The organism is Paenibacillus sp. FSL P2-0173, assembly GCF_038008045.1.
GTDB lineage: Bacteria > Bacillota > Bacilli > Paenibacillales > Paenibacillaceae > Paenibacillus > Paenibacillus polymyxa_B.
On the sequence record NZ_JBBOYK010000002.1, the window covers coordinates 998713 to 1019744 of the forward strand.

General features: G+C 45.9%; 17 protein-coding genes and 1 riboswitch. Of the genes, 8 read left to right on the forward strand and 9 right to left on the reverse strand.

Annotated elements, in window-relative coordinates; genetic code table 11:
* Nucleotides 1–88 precede the first annotated feature (88 nt).
* The 4 genes from MKX30_RS14950 to MKX30_RS14965 all read left to right on the forward strand — a co-directional run bounded on the left by MKX30_RS14950 (nucleotide 89) and on the right by MKX30_RS14965 (nucleotide 5357).
* Complete coding sequence (locus MKX30_RS14950) at nucleotides 89–1012, forward strand: ABC transporter ATP-binding protein (protein ID WP_075153913.1); 924 nt, start codon at nucleotides 89–91, stop codon at nucleotides 1010–1012.
* Nucleotides 1005–1700 carry an ABC transporter permease gene (locus MKX30_RS14955; RefSeq protein ID WP_069080825.1) on the forward strand — a complete coding sequence of 232 codons (696 nt, stop codon included), beginning with the start codon at nucleotides 1005–1007 and terminating at the stop codon, nucleotides 1698–1700. Before MKX30_RS14950 ends, MKX30_RS14955 begins: the two co-directional genes overlap by 8 nt.
* Before the next feature lie 121 nt (nucleotides 1701–1821).
* A riboswitch (FMN riboswitch) is annotated at nucleotides 1822–1966 on the forward strand.
* Nucleotides 1967–2138: 172 nt separating this feature from the next.
* A complete protein-coding gene (locus MKX30_RS14960; RefSeq protein ID WP_023987584.1) occupies nucleotides 2139–3086 on the forward strand; it encodes a DMT family transporter in 948 nt (315 codons plus the stop codon).
* Nucleotides 3087–3326: 240 nt separating this feature from the next.
* On the forward strand, nucleotides 3327–5357 hold the full coding sequence (locus MKX30_RS14965; RefSeq protein WP_053324890.1) for a methyl-accepting chemotaxis protein: 2031 nt from the start codon (nucleotides 3327–3329) through the stop codon (nucleotides 5355–5357).
* Nucleotides 5358–5500: 143 nt separating this feature from the next.
* Here MKX30_RS14965 and MKX30_RS14970 read toward each other — a convergent pair whose 3' ends face one another.
* Both MKX30_RS14970 and MKX30_RS14975 read right to left on the reverse strand, forming a co-directional pair.
* Entirely contained in the window at nucleotides 5501–6982 is a 1482-nt protein-coding gene (locus MKX30_RS14970) for a carboxylesterase/lipase family protein (RefSeq protein ID WP_338533694.1), read from the reverse strand.
* Between the two features lie 153 nt (nucleotides 6983–7135).
* A complete protein-coding gene (locus MKX30_RS14975) occupies nucleotides 7136–7699 on the reverse strand; it encodes a GbsR/MarR family transcriptional regulator (RefSeq protein WP_023987581.1) in 564 nt (187 codons plus the stop codon).
* 514 nt (nucleotides 7700–8213) lie between these two features.
* Between MKX30_RS14975 and MKX30_RS14980 the strand changes: the two genes are divergently transcribed.
* Both MKX30_RS14980 and MKX30_RS14985 read left to right on the forward strand, forming a co-directional pair.
* Nucleotides 8214–9437 (forward strand): quaternary amine ABC transporter ATP-binding protein, encoded by a 1224-nt coding sequence (locus MKX30_RS14980; RefSeq protein ID WP_028543061.1) that lies wholly within the window; start codon nucleotides 8214–8216, stop codon nucleotides 9435–9437.
* Nucleotides 9412–12009 (forward strand): glycine betaine ABC transporter substrate-binding protein, encoded by a 2598-nt coding sequence (locus MKX30_RS14985; RefSeq protein ID WP_075153911.1) that lies wholly within the window; start codon nucleotides 9412–9414, stop codon nucleotides 12007–12009. Before MKX30_RS14980 ends, MKX30_RS14985 begins: the two co-directional genes overlap by 26 nt.
* A gap of 96 nt (nucleotides 12010–12105) precedes the next feature.
* Here the strand turns inward: MKX30_RS14985 and MKX30_RS14990 are convergent, their stop codons facing one another.
* The 6 genes from MKX30_RS14990 to MKX30_RS15015 all read right to left on the reverse strand — a co-directional run bounded on the left by MKX30_RS14990 (nucleotide 12106) and on the right by MKX30_RS15015 (nucleotide 18831).
* Nucleotides 12106–13329, reverse strand: coding sequence for an ABC transporter permease (locus MKX30_RS14990; RefSeq protein WP_023987578.1), 1224 nt, complete (start codon nucleotides 13327–13329; stop codon nucleotides 12106–12108).
* A gap of 1 nt (nucleotide 13330) precedes the next feature.
* Nucleotides 13331–14695 (reverse strand): HlyD family secretion protein, encoded by a 1365-nt coding sequence (locus tag MKX30_RS14995; protein WP_279831817.1) that lies wholly within the window; start codon nucleotides 14693–14695, stop codon nucleotides 13331–13333.
* 23 nt (nucleotides 14696–14718) lie between these two features.
* Nucleotides 14719–15303 (reverse strand): TetR/AcrR family transcriptional regulator, encoded by a 585-nt coding sequence (locus MKX30_RS15000; RefSeq protein WP_023987576.1) that lies wholly within the window; start codon nucleotides 15301–15303, stop codon nucleotides 14719–14721.
* A gap of 255 nt (nucleotides 15304–15558) precedes the next feature.
* Nucleotides 15559–16923, reverse strand: coding sequence for an ABC transporter substrate-binding protein (locus tag MKX30_RS15005; RefSeq protein WP_340958517.1), 1365 nt, complete (start codon nucleotides 16921–16923; stop codon nucleotides 15559–15561).
* Between the two features lie 124 nt (nucleotides 16924–17047).
* Nucleotides 17048–17869, reverse strand: coding sequence for a carbohydrate ABC transporter permease (locus MKX30_RS15010; protein ID WP_340958518.1), 822 nt, complete (start codon nucleotides 17867–17869; stop codon nucleotides 17048–17050).
* Complete coding sequence (locus tag MKX30_RS15015) at nucleotides 17866–18831, reverse strand: carbohydrate ABC transporter permease (protein ID WP_023987573.1); 966 nt, start codon at nucleotides 18829–18831, stop codon at nucleotides 17866–17868. The genes MKX30_RS15010 and MKX30_RS15015 overlap by 4 nt, the downstream gene beginning before the upstream one ends.
* A 192-nt stretch (nucleotides 18832–19023) precedes the next feature.
* Here MKX30_RS15015 and MKX30_RS15020 point away from each other — a divergent pair, with 192 nt between their 5' ends.
* Nucleotides 19024–19344, forward strand: coding sequence for a hypothetical protein (locus MKX30_RS15020; protein ID WP_023987572.1), 321 nt, complete (start codon nucleotides 19024–19026; stop codon nucleotides 19342–19344).
* Between the two features lie 114 nt (nucleotides 19345–19458).
* On the opposite strand, the gene MKX30_RS15025 is transcribed toward MKX30_RS15020, so the two are convergent.
* Nucleotides 19459–19833 carry a PH domain-containing protein gene (locus MKX30_RS15025; protein WP_023987571.1) on the reverse strand — a complete coding sequence of 125 codons (375 nt, stop codon included), beginning with the start codon at nucleotides 19831–19833 and terminating at the stop codon, nucleotides 19459–19461.
* A gap of 371 nt (nucleotides 19834–20204) precedes the next feature.
* On the opposite strand from MKX30_RS15025, the gene MKX30_RS15030 reads away from it, so the two are divergent.
* Nucleotides 20205–20993: a polysaccharide deacetylase family protein gene (locus MKX30_RS15030; RefSeq protein WP_023987570.1), complete on the forward strand. Its 789-nt coding sequence runs from the start codon at nucleotides 20205–20207 to the stop codon at nucleotides 20991–20993.
* Nucleotides 20994–21032 lie beyond the last annotated feature (39 nt).

Consider the following 21032-nt stretch of genomic DNA (forward strand, 5'->3'; position numbering starts at 1 on the left):
TTAATAAATTTGTAAGAATCACGAAAGAAAAATGAACATTTTGCCCTTTATCCTTGAATTATCAGCAGTATACGAAGGGAGAACACCCATGACTTACGTAATACGTACACATCAGTTGACCAAGGCCCTGAAGGGCAACGAACTTGTAGCGGGAGTCAGTATGAATGTGCGCAAGGGAGAAACCTATGGATTTCTCGGTCCTAACGGGGCAGGCAAGACGACGATAATGAAAATGATTACGAATCTGCTCAAGCCGACATCGGGTGAAATTGAATTATTCGGTGAAAAATTAACGCCGAAGTCGTATCATCTGCTCGGACGGATGGGTTCAATTATTGAATACCCGATTTTTTATGACAGGCTGACGGCACAGCAAAATCTCGAACTTCATTGTGAATATATGGGCTACTATAATAAGCAGGCTGTTCAGGATGCCCTGGAATTAGTGAATTTGCGAAATGCAGATGACAAGCCGGTAAAGGATTTTTCGCTAGGAATGAAACAACGTCTCGGGATTGCCCGCGCTATTGCGACTAAGCCAGAGCTACTCATTTTGGATGAACCCATTAATGGTCTGGACCCAGTGGGAATCAAGGAAATCCGCCAACTATTCCACATGCTATGCAAGGAATATGGGATGACCCTGCTCGTGTCCAGTCATATTTTAGCGGAAATAGAGCAGATTGCGGATACGGTGGGCGTGATTAATCACGGACGACTGATTGAGGAAGTATCGATGGAGCAGATGCGGGAAACCAATACGGAATACATCGAATTTACGACCAACGATTGTAAGAAGGCGGCCTACGTCCTCTCCCATCATTTGAGCCTGAATAATATAAAGGTGATAAATGAACAGAGTATACGTATTTACGATACAAATGTACCGCAGAAACAAATTACGAAGACGCTCATCTTAAATGATATAGAGGTGGATTCCATTCATCAGAAAAGCAGCACGCTGGAAGACTACTTTTTTCGCCTGTTAAACGGAGGTGATCTCCATGCTTAAATTGATGCAGTTGGAGCTGAAAAAATTCCATCTCACGGGTTATATCCGTTCAGCCCTGATCGCCAATGCATGCATTCTTGGGCTGCTCTGTGTTATTGCGCTGGAAAGTCAAAGTGAAGGAATACCTGAATTCACACAGTACACTCAACTATTGGATCTAATAGACAATTTTGTAAGAGCTACATTTATTGTGTTTGCTTCCGTTCTCCTATGCCGCTTTATCGTCGGGGAATTTAAGTCCAAATCGATTACGATCTTGTTCATGTATCCGATTCATCGTCAAAAGCTGATGATCGCCAAACTCTTGGTCGTATTACTGTTCACGTTCTTGTCCATTATTATTTCGGAAATAATCATTACGGCTGCTATTCATCTGCTCAACCAGTTTGTTTTGATTGTACCGGATAACCTTACTCTTTCCATACTGGGGCAACAATCAGCACGGACGTTAATCAATGCCGTTGCTGCCAGCTTTATGGGACTGGTTCCGCTGTATATGGGGATGCGAAGATACTCTGTACCCACCACCATTGTGACCTCAATCCTGATTGTAGCATTGCTTTTCTCCAATAATAACGGCGCTACCCTTAGCTCCATTGCCCCCGTGCAAATAGGCTTCTCTATACTGGGAATGCTTGTGGCTTATGCGGCGATTCGACGTATTGAGTATAAGGATATTACCTCGTAATATGTAATTTCGTAGAGCGCTTTCAAAAAACAGATGAAAATCATTGTTCGATATACACACATTTTTCACTGGACTTCATTCTAAAACAGGTATATCCTATAGGAGAAATTAAAAACGGAATAAGGATCTTCGGGGTAGGGTGAGATTCCCAACCGGCGGTATGGCTCATGGAGCTAAGCCCGCGACTCTGTATCTGGCAACAGGATACGGACTGATTTGGTGAGATGCCAAAGCCGACGGTAAAGTCCGGATGGAAGAAGATCGAAATATCAACATGCCGCGAAGTGGATGAATACTGCGTTATTGGTTTTGCAGTAACTTCATTTAACTTGCATAAAGCGGCAAGTTTATTTGATCAACCCCCGTCTTGCATGGCCATTCGCCATGGACGGGGGTTTTTGTGCCACCGGTCCTGTATTCGCAAGGAGCTAATTGAGTATGAGTCAATCTTCTACTGTACTAACATCCAAAGGTTTTGATCGTAGCTCCCACATGAAAAGCGGTTTTTGGCTGGTCGCAATTGGAGCGGCCTTGTGGGGCGCAGACCCGCTGTTTCGTATTATTTTGTTAAAGTCATTTACTTCAACACAAATTGTACTAATGGAGCATGTGCTGCTTTTCCTCGCTCTGACACCGATGCTGTGGAAGCATCGTGAGGAACTCAAAGCGGTACGGCTTCGTCAAGTTTTCGCTATTTTGTTCGTCTCGTGGGGTGGCTCGGCTCTGGCCAGCGTAATTTTCACCATGGCACTCAGCAATGGTGATTTGAATGCTGTACTCTTACTCCAGAAGCTTCAACCCTTGGTCGCTATTATTCTAGCTCGTATTATTTTGAAGGAAATGTTGCCGCGTCATTTTGGATTATTAATTGTCGTCGCTCTGTTCGGGACGTATCTTCTGACCTTCGGTTGGTCGCTCCCCTTCGGACATGTTCGTGATTTTGTCCAGGTCGGTAGTCTACTTGCACTCGGTGCAGCAGTTCTGTGGGGCGGTTCGACAGTCATGGGAAGTTACTTGCTTCGTTCAATGAAATATGAAACGGTAACCTCCCTCCGCTTCATGGTCGCGCTCCCTCTGCTGATTGTCCTCACCTCTGTAGAGCATGCGCCATGGAATATGCCTGCCGGTACATGGGCGGGCGCAGCTGTGATTATCAATCTGCTATTGCAGGCATTGCTTCCGGGTCTTCTTAGCTTATTGTTGTATTACAAAGGCTTAAGTACGACCAAAGCGTCTTATGCTACGATGGCAGAATTAAGCTTTCCCATGGTTGGTGTCGTGATTAACTGGATCGCATTTCAGCAAATTGTCACTGTAGCGCAATTGACTGGTTTTATGCTCATCTGGATTACGCTCTTTATGATTTCACGTCAGCAAAAAAATTAACAGTTCAATGTCCCTTTCATGACTCACCCAAGCCAAATCGTGAAGATGCTCTTGCATCTCTGATTTGGCTTTTTATGTATTCGTATTCATATAAATCATAGTTCTTTAGACCTATTTTCCGAAAAAAGTGTCTAAAAAATGCAATTATTCCTCGTTTCTCAAAGATTACATCTATAAAATTCGTCGGTTTCTGTCGAATAAAACAATGTAGTGATCATCAGACACAGAGGAGCAATAACTATGACTAAAACAAAACAAACAGTTCCGTGGTGGAACAGGTTTCTCAAGCAGTTTTATTTAATGAGGACAAGATTAATAATATCTTTTTTGGCTGTGTTATTGATTCCGAGCGTACTTATCGGGTACTTTTCCTATCAGGGGGCTACGACACAACTCAGTCAGCAAATGGGCGGTTCCGTATATACGAATCTGTATCTGATCCGAAGCAATGTCAATCAGTATGTAGCGCCCATTATGAAAGATCTGGACGTGCTTACCACTGAAATCAAATCTGATTCCATTGGTACCAACCAAGAGGCCCTTCAGAAAAAGTTGGATGTCATCGTCAAGGCTCATCCCGAGCTAGATGCCGCGCTTCTCGGCAATGCGAAAGGGCAATACATACGTTCGCCGAAAAAACAGGAGGACGATTATGACCCCCGGGAGAGAAAATGGTACAAAAATGCAATGCTGGAAAAGGGCAAGGTATTCGTCGGTGTTCCAGTTGCCAGCGTCACGACAGGGAATTTAGTCGTTAATATATCGGGAACGCTGGAGGACGGTGAAGGAGCTGTTTCATTGGCTTTGAATCTGGACAAAATGGGTGAAAGTCTGCAGTCTGTCAAGATTGGTGAACGCGGAGGACTCATTATTGTTGATTCTGAACATAAAGTTGTATCTGGGACTGGAACAGCCTTTAACAAGGCAGGCAAAAAACCTGCTGACGCCATAGAGGGACTTCCCGAAGTGGCGACAACCGTCGAAAATGATACTCCTTCCATGTCGCAAATTCAATTTATGAATCGAGATATGCTGGCCTTTACACTTAAGGACCCTCTCACCGGTTGGAGCATTGTCGCACTGTCGGATCTGGAGGATTACAGTGATGCAGCCCAACCGATTCTGAAGCAAAGCCTGATTGTGATTGTCATTTCCATACTTGCCGCTGCAATCATCATTGTGCTTATGGTCCGCTCGTTCTTAATTCCGCTGCGCAAGCTGCAAGCAGGAACACGCATCGTCCGTGACGGAAATCTGACCGAACGTGTTAATCTATCCAGCAAGGATGAGTTCGGCGAACTGGCACAGAATTTTGACCAAATGACGCATTCCTTGCATACGATGGTTTCCGAGGTCAATCAAACGTCCTCCCGACTTGCTTCCTCTTCTCTGATGATCAAGGAAAGCACAGAGCAAACGACGGAGTCCGTACAACACGTAGCGGAAACGGTTATGGAATCCGCAGAAAATGCAGCCACCAGCGCCGAGGCATCCGAGCAAACCGCTAATGCCGTTGAAGAAATGGCGAAGGGTGTCAGCACCATTGCCGAATCGGCAAGCTCCATCGTGGATTCAGCAGGACAAACCGAGCATGATGTGGCTCAAGGCAGTCAAATGATCAGCCATGTGCGGACACAAATGGACCGTATTCTGGAAGCTGTAAGCCAAACAGCTAGCCTGATGGATGAGCTATCCCAGCTCTCAGACGATGCGAAGCAGATGAATACAGCTATTGCCGCTATTGCCAAGCAAACCAATTTGTTGTCTCTGAACGCGTCTATTGAAGCTTCCAGAGCAGGCGAAGCCGGGCGTGGATTTGCCGTAGTCGCTATAGAGGTACGCAAGCTGTCTGAGCAATCCAAGGAAAGCGCGGATTCCATCAGTCAGATCATTACTCAGATGCTCGATTTGATTCAACGCTCCACCGCTACCATGAACGGTAATGTTCGTAACCAGGTAGGTGAAGGATTACGTATTAGCCAAGATGCAGAAGGTGCATTTACGAATATTGAACGTTCTACATCTCATATCGTGGAACAAATTCAAAGTGTATCCGCTGCAGCTGAACAAATCTCAGCCAGTACAGAGGAAGTTTCCGCTACTGTCACCCATTTGGCAAGTCTGTCTCGCAATTCAGCGGACAGTTCACAGACAACATCTGCTGCCGCTCAGGAGCAAATGGCGGCCATGGAGGAAATCGCATCTTCGTCTCAGGAGTTGTCCAACATGGCGCAGGATTTGCAACAGCTGGTTAAGCGATTTAAGATTTAACTTACACATTGCATCGTTGCAATTTCATGCAAGTAAGAATGAACAGCAATACATCTTATGACTAACAAAAGCCTTCGTCCGTATACAAATTACGGGCGAAGGCTTTTTACATTAGAGTTCTTAGGATGCTCTCTCTTGTCTACTTATATGGTCATCTGACCGATTAACTGACGGCGTCTATCTCCTTCGGGGTCGTGCTCTACCTTAATATCCTGATGGAAAATAGCTGTAGTCCGCTCTTCTCTGTCGTACATTGGCCAAGCCCCCTCCGACAGCACAGGCTTCCCATCACGTGCAAAAGCAACCCATGCCTGCTGCATATTTTGAGCCAGCTTCTGCATCGACGGTTGAATCTCTAATCCAAGCTTACCTAGCAGCTCCAGATTATCGAAAACAAACGCAATTTCGGCACCGTGAACCGCTTGTCCAAAGGTAGGATGCCCCGGCAATGTCCAATCAAAACGATACATCCATACAGGCGTATGCGCCGACTGCGCAACAGCAAGAGCCAACGCAGGACGCCAAAAAAATAGATCAGTCAACATTTGCGCCTGTCCCTCAATCGTAACCGGAAATGGTTCTATCAGGTCGCCGATGTCTGACATGCCCGTCATCATCTCCAATGCCTGACTCGCTGTTGACTTGTTCATTAGATGGGATTCTTTTCGGATGAAATAGGCACCCTCATGCAAGTTCGTTCCAATCAAAACGGATACCTGCTTTGCTGAACCTTGCGCGATTGCAGACAGCGGTACATCTGGCAAGGTCACACCGTCCACGACAGGTTGATAGATCATCGCCATCCCTGGTCCGATGACTTCATGCGTCTTCGCCATAGCTAGCATCAGCGCATCTGTCGGCAGCGTAAACAACCGTTCTGGATGCTGAGTGTCCACACCCAGCTGCTGCAGATACACAGCCGTCACTTGTTTAGCCTGTGAAGTTGACAATACCTGCGACGCACCACTCTGCAAAATCGCACGCTGGAACAGTCCCTCAGCTGCTGGCATCGCCAATAAAGCGGCAATACTCATCGCCCCTGCCGATTCACCGAACACCGTTACTTCGTCCGAGTTACCGCCAAAGGCAGAGATGTGATCCCTAACCCATTCCAGCGCAGCGATCTGATCCAGCAGTCCCGCATTAGAGGTCAGGCCATCTCCCTTTGGAGTCAGATGCAAAAATCCTAACGGCCCTAATCGATAATTGATCGTAACAACCACAACATCGCCATTCTTCGCCATGCGTTCCCCGTCATATAAAGGTATAATCCCGGACCCCGTGACAAAGGCACCGCCATGAATCCACACCATCACCGGACGTCCCTTCTCAGGAGCCTTCGAAGCAGGTGTCCAAATGTTCAGGTATAAGCAATCCTCTGACTGCTTAGGCGGTTCCACCAGATTTCCAGTCATGCTTTCAGCGGATGGCATAGGTTGCGGACAGATTGGCCCAAAACTCGTCGCAGCCCGTACACCCTCCCAAGACTCCAAAGGCTGGGGTGCGTGAAAACGTAGTTTTCCAATAGGAGGCTGTGCATATGGGATACCTTTCCATACATGATATCCATTCCCCGTTTCCCCACGTAATTGACCTAAACGAGTATGTACTGTAATACTCTCCATCATGAAGCCTCCTTTATTTCGTATGTTCAACACAACGGTATAATATCAATCTTTACATATCTCTATTATACCCTTTGCACACGGCCAAACCAAAAAATACCGGAAGCACTTTTGCGCTCCGGCATTTTTATAAACAAGATAGAGAAATAGCGATTAATCCCGAACTTCTTCTTTGGGAATCAGCTTGTAAATTTCTTCGCTTTCCATAGAGTCAATTAGTCGGTCTAGCCACTTATAATAAGCGACGGCCTGCTTCATTTTCAATCGGTCTTGCTGAAGAATCGCCTTAAATTCCTCGTACTCTTCACCCTGATTCATCAATCTGTCCAGCTCATCTATGGCTTTGCGCAGCACCAGTAAATTTGTTTCTACCGCTTTTCTCCATTTAATAGCGAAGAAGTCAGTGAAGGTTTGATGCCAGTCATATTCGACTTCATACAAGTCTTTGCGTGAGCCCTTGCTCCATACCTTATTTACCATTTTCAGATCCAATAATGTTCGAACTCCTGTACTCATGCTCGTTTTGCTCATTTCCATTTCACGGCCCATCTCGTCCAGCGTCATCGGTTTATCCGCAAAAAAAAGCAAACCGTATAAATGCCCCGCAGACAAAGTGATCCCATACAGGTCCATGTTTTTACCTATAGCTTCTATAACACGTTTGCGAATTTTTTGCAGCGAAGCCTGCTGCTCATCACCTAACTGGTACAAGCTCATGCTTGCAACCTCCTAATTTTAGAGCATTTTGCACAACCTAGTATGAACGATTTACCCGTAAAAGATTAGCTTTGACGCAATGTATGAAATCTTTCAATATAAATGAAATGTTTCAAAAACAAAGCTTCTGTCTATATTACAACAGCATGGATCGTTCAAAATCATAATTCGCAAAATTGCTAATGATAGTAAACTTTTAAAATTATGGATATACATAAATCTTTTTCTTATGGTTATATTTCATTGTCTATTTTAAAAAAAGCACTATCGGTTGTAAAGTTCCGAATGTTTGAGCATTCTATAGAACGAAGGAGCATATCAAAGGAAACTTTGTACAGTTTTTTCTGTACGTACTTTATGAACAGTTTTTTTGTTTGAAATGTAAGCAATGCTTCTGTTACAATTAATTTTGTCATTAACCGTTCAGGATGTTCAGAATTATGATTTTTATACTCAATCCTTAATGCAACATGGGGTTAATACCAAGCAAAGTATAGAAAGAAGAGGTGTATGTATGACGATTTTGGAAGTCAAAAATGTCAGCAAACTCTTTGGTCCTCACGCAGAGCAAGGTGTTCCGCTCCTGGAGCAAGGCTGGGGCAAGGAAAAGTTGGCCAAAGAAAAACAGATTACTGTTGGTGTCAATAAGGCCAACATGGAAATTAAGCAAGGTGAAATTTTCGTAATTATGGGTCTATCGGGCAGTGGCAAGTCCACTTTGGTGCGAATGCTAAATCGCTTGATTGAGCCTACCTCCGGTGAAATTCTGGTCCACGGCAAAGATCTCCGTAAGATGAACAAAGAACAACTTCGCGAAGTTCGTCGTAAAACCATCAGCATGGTTTTTCAAAAATTCGCCCTGTTCCCACATCGGACTGTATTAGAGAATGTAGAATATGGTCTTGAAATTCAAAAGGTAGAAAAAGCACAGCGTCAGGAAAAGGCGCAACAAGCGCTGGAACTGGTTGGTCTTAAAAACTGGGGCGATAAAATGCCCGATGAATTGAGTGGCGGTATGCAGCAGCGTGTCGGTCTGGCACGGGCGCTGGCTAATGACCCTGAAGTACTTCTGATGGATGAAGCGTTCAGTGCATTGGACCCTCTTATTCGCCGTGACATGCAGGATGAGCTGTTGGAGCTTCAAGATAAAATGAAGAAAACAATTGTGTTTATCACCCATGATCTGGATGAAGCGTTGCGGATTGGTGACCGGATTGCATTGATGCGAGACGGTGCGGTCGTACAAATCGGTACACCGGAAGAAATTATGATCCAACCGGCTAACTCTTATGTAGCCCGCTTCGTCGAGGATGTGGATCTGTCCAAGGTATTGACTGCTGCTCATGTCATGCTTCGTCCAGAAACCATTACCATGGATCGTGGTCCGCGTGTGGCTCTGGAATTGATGCGGGAGCGTGGGATTTCCAATTTGTTCGTCATTGACCGCACCAAAAAGCTACTGGGTGTTATTAACGCCGAGGATGCTGTGCATGCACTGCGCAACAATTTGAAGATTGAAGATATTTTGATCACTGACGGACCGCAGGTTCCTGCCGAGACTGTCATTAATGATTTGTTTGAAATTACAAGCTCGTCCAAAGTGCCGCTGGCTGTAGTCGATGATAAGCAGAAGCTACTGGGCGTTATCGTCCGTGGAGCATTGCTCGGCGCACTTGGTGGAGATGTTACCACTATGAAGGAGGTGAATGCCCATGATACCGAAACTGCCAATCGCTGAGTGGATTCAATCCATTGTCGACTGGATGGGTATTCATCTGGCTGGATTGTTTAATGTTATTTCTTCCATTATAGAAGCTGTAGTAGGCTTTTTCTCAGGCCTGTTCATGCTTCCGCACCCTCTGGTGTTCATCGTGATTATCGGGATTATCGCCTTTATGATCGGGCGGGTTCAGCTTACGCTGTTTACTGTCATCGGCTTCCTGCTAATTGATAATCTCGGCTATTGGAGTGAAACAATGAATACGCTGGGACTGGTCATCACGTCTGCGCTCGTATCCATTGTTATCGGTATTCCCATCGGGATCTGGTGTGCATACAGTAAATCCGCATCACGCATTATCACGCCTTTACTTGATTTTATGCAGACGATGCCTGCGTTCGTGTACTTGCTCCCAGCGGTTACCTTTTTCAGCCTAGGTGTTGTACCAGGTGTTATCGCTTCTGTTATCTTTGCTATCCCCCCAACCATTCGTATGACCAACTTGGGGATTATGCAAGTATCGGGTGAGCTGATCGAAGCATCAGACGCTTTCGGTTCAACATCTGCGCAAAAGCTGTTCAAAGTTCAGCTTCCACTGGCATTGCCTACCTTAATGGCTGGTATTAACCAGACGATCATGCTGTCACTGTCCATGGTTGTTATTGCTTCCATGATCGGTGCAGAAGGCATCGGTGCTGTTGTGTACCGTGCTGTGACACAGCTGCAAATCGGTAAAGGTTTTGAAGCCGGCCTAGCTGTTGTCGTTCTGGCTATTGTGCTTGACCGTTTTACGCAAAACCTGTTTAAACCTACGCAAAAAGGCAAAAGCCGCGTATCCAGCAAGCAAAAAGTATGGATTACTTCTGCAGTTACAGCTGTCATTTTGATCGCTGGTGCATCTCAATATTTTGTTGGTACGGATCATTCCGCATCTGGCAAAGGTAACGCTGCTGCCAACCCGGTTGGCGAAGAAGTCGGTTACAAAATTATCGGTATTGATGCCGGGGCAGGCATTATGAAATCGACTGCCAAAGCAATTCAAGACTACAATTTGTCTGATTGGAAGCTCGTTGAAGGTTCCGGTGCAGCCATGACGGCCACACTGGACAAAGCCATTAAAGCGAAAAAACCGATCATTATTACAGGTTGGACTCCACACTGGATGTTCAACAAGTATGATCTCAAATATTTGGAAGACCCTAAGAAGTCTTATGGTGAAGCCGAGGGTATTCATACGATTGCCCGTAAAGGATTGCAACAGGATGCTCCTATCGCTTATGAGTTTCTGAAACGTTTCAAATGGACACCAGAAGATATGGGTGAAATGATGGTCGCCATTCAAGCCGGAACCAGTCCTGAGCAAGCTGCCAAGGATTGGGCGGAGAAACATGCCGACAAGGTTCAGGAATGGACTCAAGGACTGCAACCTGTCAATGGTGACACCTTCAAGCTAAGTTATGTGGCTTGGGATTCTGAAATTGCCAGCACGAATTTGCTGAAATATATTTTGGAAAACAAACTAGGTTATAAAGTAACCGCACTGCAAGTGGAAGCAGGTCCTATGTGGACGGGTGTCGCTAGTGGTGATGTAGATGCTTCACCTGCGGCATGGCTGCCGTTAACCCACGCGGATTACTGGGCTAAATACAAGGATAAGCTCGACGATCTTGGGGCTAATATGAGTGGTGTTAAAACCGGATTAGTCGTTCCAGCTTACATGGATGTTAAATCGATTACTGATTTGCAGGATAACGGAGCCGAAGCGGCTCCGGCTTCCGCCACAACTGGGGACTTTGGCAAAGAGGTCGGCTACCGCATTGTCGGTACCGACCCTGGAGCCGGACTAATGAAGCTGACCGCTAAAGCTATGAATGACTATGGCTTATCCGACTGGAAGCTGCTTGAAAGCTCTGGGGCTGCTATGACCGCTACACTGGATAAAGCTATCAAAGCCAAGCAGCCTATCGTCGTAACAGGTTGGACTCCTCACTGGATGTTTAATAAATATGATTTAAAATACTTGAAAGATCCTAAAAAAGCGTACGGTGATAAGGAAGAAATTCATACCATCGCCCGCAAAGGCTTGAAGCAGGATGCTCCTGTGGCTTATGAATTTCTAAGCCGATTTAAGTGGACTGCTGAAGATATGGGTGAAGTGATGATCGCGATTCAGGACGGTACTGCCCCACAGCAGGCTGCCAAGAACTGGGCTGATAAACATCCTGACAAGGTTCAGGAATGGATCAAGGGCCTACAGTCCGTCAACGGTGATCCTTTGAAGCTGAGCTACGCTGCTTGGGATTCTGAAATTGCCAGTACGAACGTATTGAAATATGTATTGGAACAAAAATTGGGCTATAAAGTAACAGCCCTGCAAGTGGAAATCGGCCCAATGTGGACTGGCGTGGCCGGCGGAAGTGTAGATGCTACTGCTGCCGCTTGGCTTCCATTGACGCATGCTGATTATTGGGCTCAATACAAGGATAAGGTGGATGACATCGGAACCAGCATGACTGGCGTTATGTCCGGGCTTGTCGTTCCATCCTATGTGCCGATTGATTCTATCGAGGATCTTAAGCCGCCGCAATAATATTTTTTCCACTTTTAAACCATACGAATAAGCGAAAGGCAGATCAGGATTTAATCCTGATCTGCCTTTTTATGATATCCATATTTAAAGTTGCTCTCAGCCTTTTAGCGTGAATCCTTCTTGAGCGGGCACATCGGCATGCTGCCCTGTCGTCTGGTGCTGTCTAAAGAATAACGGATAGATCGCGAAGGACACCAGCAGACTCACACAACCAATGACGCCCAAGGCAATCATATCTTTGAAGATGTATGTGATATCCAGTCCTTTGAGCGTGATATTCCGTACAGCATCCAGGTAATACGTCAGTGGCAATATTTCAGCAAGCCCCCGCAAGAAGCCGGGCATTGCCTCTAATGGCCACGTATAGCCTGATAGCATAAAGGAAGGAACAGCAATCAACATCAGGGTTTGGGTCGCATCCACTCTAGTCTTGGAAAAGAGACTGAATAGGAATCCTAACCCGCACAGTGCAAAGTTAAAGGCCAGCGACACTAAAATCAACGGTAATACCTGTCCCCTAAACGGAATATCGAAGCATAAAGCGCTGATACTGAATACAGTCAGCACATTGAAAGCTCCCGCTGCATAATACGGTGCCAGTTTGGCAATAGCCATACGCCAAGGGGTATTTCTCCATGCACCAAATCTCCCCCAAGTCCCTGCTTCCTTATCACGCGTGCAAGACAACGCAATACCAAGCAGCAAACACTGCTGGAGAGCCGCAGAAATAACCCCTAGTGGCATGAAAAGCTTATAATCATATACCGGGTTAAACAACACTCTGGACCGGAACGGGATGGTAGTCAGCGTCGCGGCAGCCTGATCGGAGTTCATTCCCTTTTGCTTCATGGAATTGACCGATACTCCGGCACTCACGCTGCTAATAACCTGATTCGCAATCCGACTGGCGCTGTTGGAATACATCATATTACTGCCGTCAATCAGCGTGAGCACGGGTGGATTTTCCCCATGCTTAAGCCGAGTCGTAAAGTTGTCGGGAATGACGATTCCGACCTTAGCTTCCCCGGTCTCTACCTGACGGACAACATCTTCCTGATTGGTCGCTTGCCGTGTAACGGCAAATGAATCGGTCGAATCAAACGCCTGAATGATCTGGCGACTGAGCTGCGAATTATCTCCGTCGTACACTGTGACAGGCATCTCGGTAATCCGCTGATGTGAATACAGGAAGCCGAATAGTATCGTATACACAATCGGCGTAATCAGCAGAATAGCCATAAAGCGGCGGTCCCGGAAGATGCTCAGCCATTCCTCGCGAAACACATCGCGGATACGAAGTCTTTCCTGTGAATCCTGCATATTACTGCGCCCCTTTGCCTGTAAACAGAACCGTGGAGCCTGTTGGAACCGAAGCAGCAAGGTCTGGCAATGCTACTTTAACACCGAAGGAACGGACATCCTTGTCACCGGAGCTTTGGCTCGGTTTTTGAATGGCAAAGTCCGCAGCCGATTCTAACAGAATGACTTTACCCTTCAGCTCCTTACCGCCAGACAGCAATTTAATTTGGACTGTATCCCCTGCTTGAAGACCGTTCAGAGACGTTTCAGGTACATAGAATTTAGCCCAACGTTGTGTCGAAGTTTCAATGGTATAGACCGGGAATCCTGCGCTAGCCATTTCACCTAAGCTAAGCGACTTGGATTTTATGATTCCATCTTCTGACGCATATAGCGTAGTGTAGCTCAAATAGGTCTGAGCCTCTTGAAGCGCGGCTTCCGCTTGGGCTACCTGAGCATTGGCACCTGCAACCGCAGATTGAGCCTGCTCAACTGTGGATTGCGCCGCCTTCACAGCGGATTGCGCTTGCTCTACCGAAGCCTGAGCAGCTTTGACATCTTCCTGTTGCACAGCAACTTTGCCCGCTCCTGCCTGTGCTTCCTTCACCGCAGCCAAGGCTTGACGGTATTGAGCTTCAGCCGCCGTAATTTCCTCCTTGCGGCTTCCCTCCCGTGCCATATCCAATTTTTGCGACTCTGCATTATATTTGGCCACTGCCTGTTGATGTTCCAATGTCGCTTGATCCAAAGATGCCTGGGTTGCTGCTCCGGCTTCTTGAAGCTTTTTGGCACGCTCCAAATTTTTAACGGTCAGGTCCAGCGTTTCCTTGGATATCTTCACAGATACTTGCAATTGCTCAAGCTCCTGCGGTCTTGCCCCGCTCTTGAGGGCATCCAGTTTTGCCTTGGCGGCGTTCGCAGCCGCTTTGGCCTGTTCGATCTGGCTGGAGGAAGCCTCTGCGGTCACACTGACCGATGTCGTACCTTGGCTTTTCTTGGCCTGAGCAGCACTCACAGTGGCCTGTGCCTGGCCTACTCCTGCTTGAGCCTGCAACACTCCAGCTTTTGCTTTGGATACATTACTCTTGGCTGCCAGCAACGCCGCCTGTGCCTGCTTCACCTTATCTTCCAACTCGCGACTTTCCAGATGGGCTAACACCTGCCCCTTTTTAACCTGATCGCCTTCTTTGACGAGCATCTGGTCAATCCGTCCTGCCATTTTAAAGCTGGCATTGAGGGTATCCGACTCCACATAAGCCGTAGGAATGGAAGAAGACTGATCCGCAGACAAGCTGCTTCCACCCCGTGGAAAAGCAGTCAAGGCATATATTCCAACCGCGATTAAAATAATAAGTACGACGTAAATCGTATATTTTTTAGCTTTCATGTTCTCATCACTCCATCTGTCTATTAATGTTGCATGCCCAATGCATTACACACAAATACTTCAATACTTTCTCGAACCTCTTGCAGATTCATCGTTTCGCCCCAAACCATAGACCGCATCGGAGCGAAAATGTAAATCCCAAATAAGCAATTGGCTGTTGTTTTGGCATCCAGCTTACTTGAAATTTTCCCATATAACTTACCGGAATCGATCTCTGCCTCCATAAAATCAAAATAATCAGCCAGCACCTGCCTAATATTAAAATGCTGCTCTTGTGAAACCCAGCCCTTACTGACCAATAGACGGCAAAAGTCCGGCTCTCTCACAATAAACTCAATATGTACTTGGATCAGCTTACGAACCCTAAGCTCCACCTGATCTTTAGGAGTATGAGCCATTGCTTCATGGATATCCCGGACAAAACGCTCCATCCCCATCTTCAAAATGTAAATGTACAAATCTTGCTTGTTTTTAAAATTGTAATACAGGGTGCCCTTGGCTATGCCGCATACCTTGGCGATTTCCTCCATATTTGTTTCATTAAAGCCTCGTTCGGAAAAAGCTTTGAGTGCGCCGTTAAAAATAATTTCCTTTGTCTGCTGTTTCATGCTTCCTCCTTTTTTGAACTGACCGTCCAGTACAAAAATTATGTATTTATTATAAGCCCATTTTTAGTTATCCAGCAATAGGAAAAATGAAAATAATTCATTTTAGACATTTCGTCTAAACACTCATTCTAAAAATGAAAATGCAAAAACGGATCGAATAAGTGAGGGGGTCACTCATTCGATCCGTTATGTCATAAAATCGGATGATAAGGGGGCCATTCTACAGATTATCAACCGATTTTAAGGGAAGGCCGACTATTTTTTTACGGTTTGATTGTATTGAGCAATTTTGCCTGTAATTTCTTGTGCAGCTTGATCCAATGCCTGTTTTGGCTGTTGCTGGCCACTCAGCACGGCCTCAATTGCACCTTCTACGATTTGACGCGCTTCTGGAAATACGCCCATCACCGCGCCCTGTGTAGCGGTGGATTGTGCCGATGCGTGCAATTGGTCAACCGCCGTCTGGAATTGCGGATATTTTACCATATTATCTTTGAGTACCTTCTCGTTATAGGCTGCTTTCGTGATCGGGAAGTACCCAGTATTTACACTCCATTGTGCCTGTACAGCTGGGGAAGCGACGAATTTAATGAACTCCCATGCTGCCTTCTGCTGAGCTTCGGGCTTGTTGTTCATGATGTACAAGCTTGCGCCGCCTACAACCACGCCGCCTTCTTTAGCTTCATTGGATCTTGGCAGGAATCCTGTGCCTACTTCAAATTTATCGCCAACCTGCTCCACAATATTACGCAGCGAAGCGGTGGAATCCAGCGTCATCGCAATTTGTCCTGCGGAAAAAGCTTTTGCCGTATCGTCCGAGTTACGTCCCAGATTGGATACAACCTTTTCATCGATCATTTTCTTCCACCACGTCAGCGTTTTTACACCGGCATCCGAATTCAGCATGGATTCCGTTGCCGCTTGATCACGACCATTGCCATTATTCACATAATCCGCGTTCTGATTGGCAAACAGTTGCTCCATGAACCAGCCGTAGATGGCAATGGAAGCACCGGATTTACCATCCTTGCTCAAGGCTTTTGCAGCCTTTTCGAACTCATCATACGTTTTCGGAGGATTAGCTGGATCAAGTCCTGCGGCTTTGAATGCGTCCTTGTTGTAATATAAAATCGGGTTTGACGTATTGAACGGCATGGCGTTCAATTTACCATCAATCGTGTAGTATCGTGTAATATTCGGCTCTAGCTGCGACAGATCAAACTTATCTGCATCAATAAATTGTTGTACGGGTGTGATCATTTTGGAGTCGATCATAAATTTACTGCCGATTTCGTATACCTGAATGATGTCCGGTCCGCTATTGGATCCAAGCGACGCTTTCAGCTTGTTCAAGCTGTCATCATATTTGCCTTGATATACTGGCTCTACCTGAATGTCCTTATGACTGGCGTTAAAGTCAGCAGCGATCTGCTTGATTGCTTTTTCACCGTTACCGGACATCGAATGCCACCAAGTCAGCTTCACTGGAGAAGCCGCTGCTCCCCCATCACTACCATTACTCGGCTTCTCTGCAGCAGTATTATTGCTACAACCTGCTGCAACCACCATGGCAGTCAGAATAAGCAGGGTCAATGCACTTTTCAGACGAAAAAATCCCATAATCTCTCTTCTCTCCCTTTGATTAAATGATTCTTGAATTGGCATTCTCTTGCGTATTCTTGTGTGTTGAAGCTCTGTATATGGGCTGCTTGCGCAGGTGTTGCTTTTCATTTGACATATGTGCTTAGCCTTTAAGCGCACCCGCTGCCATTCCACGAACCAACTGTTTTAGTCCAAAGATCAGCAGAAGCAGAGACGGTAAAATGACTAGGGCCGTACCCGCAAATACCAGATTCCATGAAGTCGATTCCTGAAATTCGAGCATGGATATTCCGATTTGTACCGTACGCATATTCTCGCTATTGGTGATCAGTAAAGGCCAGAGGTACGAATTGTACATATTCAGGAACGAATACACAGCCAGTGTTCCGAGCGCAGGGCGCGATAACGGAAGCACATGGAACAGAAAGTAACGGATATGCCCGCACCCATCCATACGAGCCGCCTCAAACAGTTCCTTGGGAAGCTGGAGAAAAAATTGCCTTAATAGGAATGTCCCGAATGCCGTCGCCAGAAAAGGGACCGTCAATCCTTGATACGTATCAAGCCAGTTCCAGCTTCGTACCGTCAGGTAGTTTGGAATAATGGTCACTTCCCAAGGGATCATCATCGTCGCTACAAACATGCTGAAAATGAAGTTTTTCCCCTTGAATTCCATTTTGGCAAAGGCGTAGGCCGCCAAGCTGGCTGTAATCAGCTGCCCAATCATGGTTAGAACCGAAATGAGAAATGTATTTCCAATAAAGGCTGCAATCGGTACAATTTCAAACACTTCAGTGAAATTCGCCATATGAAAAGAATGTGGAAGAAAGCTTGGTGGATAAGCGCTTGCTTCCTCCGGCGACATGACTGCCATAAAAAACGTATATATAACCGGATACAAAATGAGAGCAGCTGCAATCGTAAGCAGCACATACAGCAATGTTGAATTCAGGTGTCTTTTCATTGGTAATGCACCTTTCTTTCCACCCATTTGAACTGAATCATCGTGAGCAGCAGAATGACAGCAAACAAGACAATCGCCTGCGCGCTCCCCGTTCCAAACCGGAAATTAACGAAAGCTTCCTGATAGATGGAATACACGAATACATTCGTACTGTTCACCGGGCCGCCTTTGGTCAAAATGTTAATTTGAGCAAAAGACTGGAAGGCTCCAATGATGGAAACTACTGTTACAAAAAAGATCGTCGGTGATAACAGTGGCATGGAGATACGCCAGAACGTGACGAGCGGGCCAGCTCCGTCCATTTTGGCACTTTCATACATGTCATCTGGAATCCCTTGAAGTCCGCTTGATAAGATAATGTAATTGAAGCCTAGATTCATCCAGATGGTCATCATGGCTACTGAGAACAGCGCCCAATCCGGGCTGGTCAGCCATGGAACCGGATTGATATGTAGCAGGGAAAGCACATAGTTGAACATCCCCAGTGTCGGATGAAAAAGAAATTTCCAAATGACCGCAGATGAACCGACCGACAACACCATCGGCAGCGAAAAGGCAAACTGGAAGATACGCATTCCCCGTAATTTACTGTGTGTAAGTGCAGCCAGTACCAGCGCCAATAAAATACCTACTGGTACTGTTAGCAGTGCAAACAGGAGTGTCACCTTAATCCCTTGCAGAAACAGTCCCGAGCTGAAAAGTGTAGTGAAATTATCTAATCCCACATAAGCTGCAACGTTTCCTGCGGGATCTGTAGAATGCAAGCTGAGATAAACGGACTTGATCATCGGATAAAACATAAATACAGCAAACAAAATAAGCGATGGAGCCAAAAAGGTATAAGCCAGCGCGTTTTCGCGCAGTCTTTGAATTTTTAGCGAACCCGTGCGTATGCGGGCTTTAGACGAAGTCTGTTGCTGACTCCTCGTCCCCAGTCCCATAGATTTGTTAAGCTCACCCAAAACGGATCGCCCCTTTCTTTTCAAACCAACCTCAGTAAGTGTATCGTTTCGATGTAAAGGGAACGTCAAGTGGGCTGGAGTAAAATGTTAATGTTTTTTCTTTTTGTAAAAGCAACTCTCTATAGGTATGAGCACAAAGACATAGACTCCTGCATACGATGCATCATTACATGGTATGGAGGTTAGAGGCGAATGCCGTACAACACCGTCAGTCCGCAAACTTTATATCAAGCTAGACCGGAGTTACAGGCCGAACTCAAAAATATCCGCGATCATTTGCATTATCAATTAAGCCCCTACATGAATCACACGGTCAGGGTCCAAACGATGGATCATCAAGTATATGAAGGAACGATTGTGCACATCGATGCGGATCATTTGTATCTGAGGGTCCCTCAGCAATATCACTCACCCTTCTCAGGCACCACAACCCCTGATCGCTCCTATGCCTACAACAATGTCATTCTGCCGCTGGTATTATATAATTTATTGGTTATAACCCTATTGAGTTAGCGCTCGATCCATATCTCTCTCTAATTAAAAGACAAAAAAACCTCCAAATTCTGTAAGGAGCCTTCTTGGCACATTACGAAGTTGGAGGTTTTAGTTATTTGTTTTCCATAATCATTAGTTCTCACAAGAGATACCTGCTTCTTGCTCTAGTACAGCTACAAAGCCCTCTATACAATCTCCACTCGGCAGGTGGGTGAACACCTCGTTCACACCCTGATTGATCAGCGTGATGTTCCCCCTAGAATCCGACAAATCCTTATCTAGCTTAGCCAGTGAAATATGGTGATAATTGATGAACTTGACCCAAGGAGTACCCATAGTGCAGGAATAAAAGATGATTCGTTCGGACGTCACTGCCAGCATTCCATGAAGCGATATCTTCTGGGAGCTCTGTTTCAAATCATACGTACACCCCATATATGATCGGATGTGTTCGCCCGCTTCTAACGTCAGACTAATAGCTCGCAACTCTTTTTCATTTGTTTTCATCCCGTCTCATCTCCTGTTCGAAGTTCAGGAACGAGTCGCAGCTCCTTGACCTCAGATCAGCTTTTGCGGCTTGTCCCGTCGACCTCTTCATTTTTCGTTAGATTAAGACTCTCACGAACTGGACAATGACCTACCTCAACTGCACATTGAAACCAAGGATGGATATGTACAACTTATCATGGGTACAGGATGTTATCAACAAGCAAGCTATCACTCTTTTTGAGCATAACTCCGTAATCTGCGCCTTGCTGAAGAAGCAATTAGATCTAATTTTAAGTGATTGGAATGGATGAATTTCAGAAACGAGGAATGGTATATGCTTCTTCTTGGCAAGCTAATGTGAGAATACGTTAGAACGGAGAAGAAGCCTTATGAAATATAACCGTTTGCTGTGCGCTGGAATCGCTGTTTCTTTACTGTGTATCAGCTCTTGCCCCACTCCATCTACCAATGCACAAGCCACATCATACGCCTCCCCTGCTCCTACAAAGGGAAGGGCCTATTACGAAGAACGGGGCGACATTGTATGGGAAGTTCCTACCCATCGTAAGCTTATCGCTCTCACATTCGATGACGGACCTGACGAAAGCAACACGCCTGCCATTTTGGATTTGCTTAAAGAATATGATGCTAAAGCGACCTTTTTTGTCGTCGGCAGTCGTGTCGAAAAGCTGCCTCACCTTGTCAAACGGGAACGAGAAGAAGGGCATGAAGTTGGCAACCATACCTTTCTTCACTCATCCTTTCAGTACATTTCCCGCAACAAAGCTCTGTCCGAATTGGATCAAGCTCAGGCGAGCATCGTTCAGGCAACTGGTACGGGAACCCATCTTTTTAGGCCACCCGGCGGCTCCTATACCGATTCGCTGGTTAAGCTCTCCAAGGAGAAAGGGCTGAAAATTATTTTATGGTCCTGGCATCAGGACACCTTAGATTGGCGAAAACCTGGTGTGCATCGCATCGCTAATAAAGTCCTTCGCAACGCCCGTAACGGCGACATTGTCCTCATGCACGATTATGTACATCAAAGTACACAAACCGTTGAAGCCTTGAAAATTATTCTACCCGAGCTCAAGAAGAGAGGATACACCTTCGTTACGGTATCCGAATTACTCTCTAATCGGGAAAAACCGGATGGGCTGATTGAAGTGAATAAGTGAAAGAGAACAATTAAACTCCGTCAATTATTTGTTGACGGA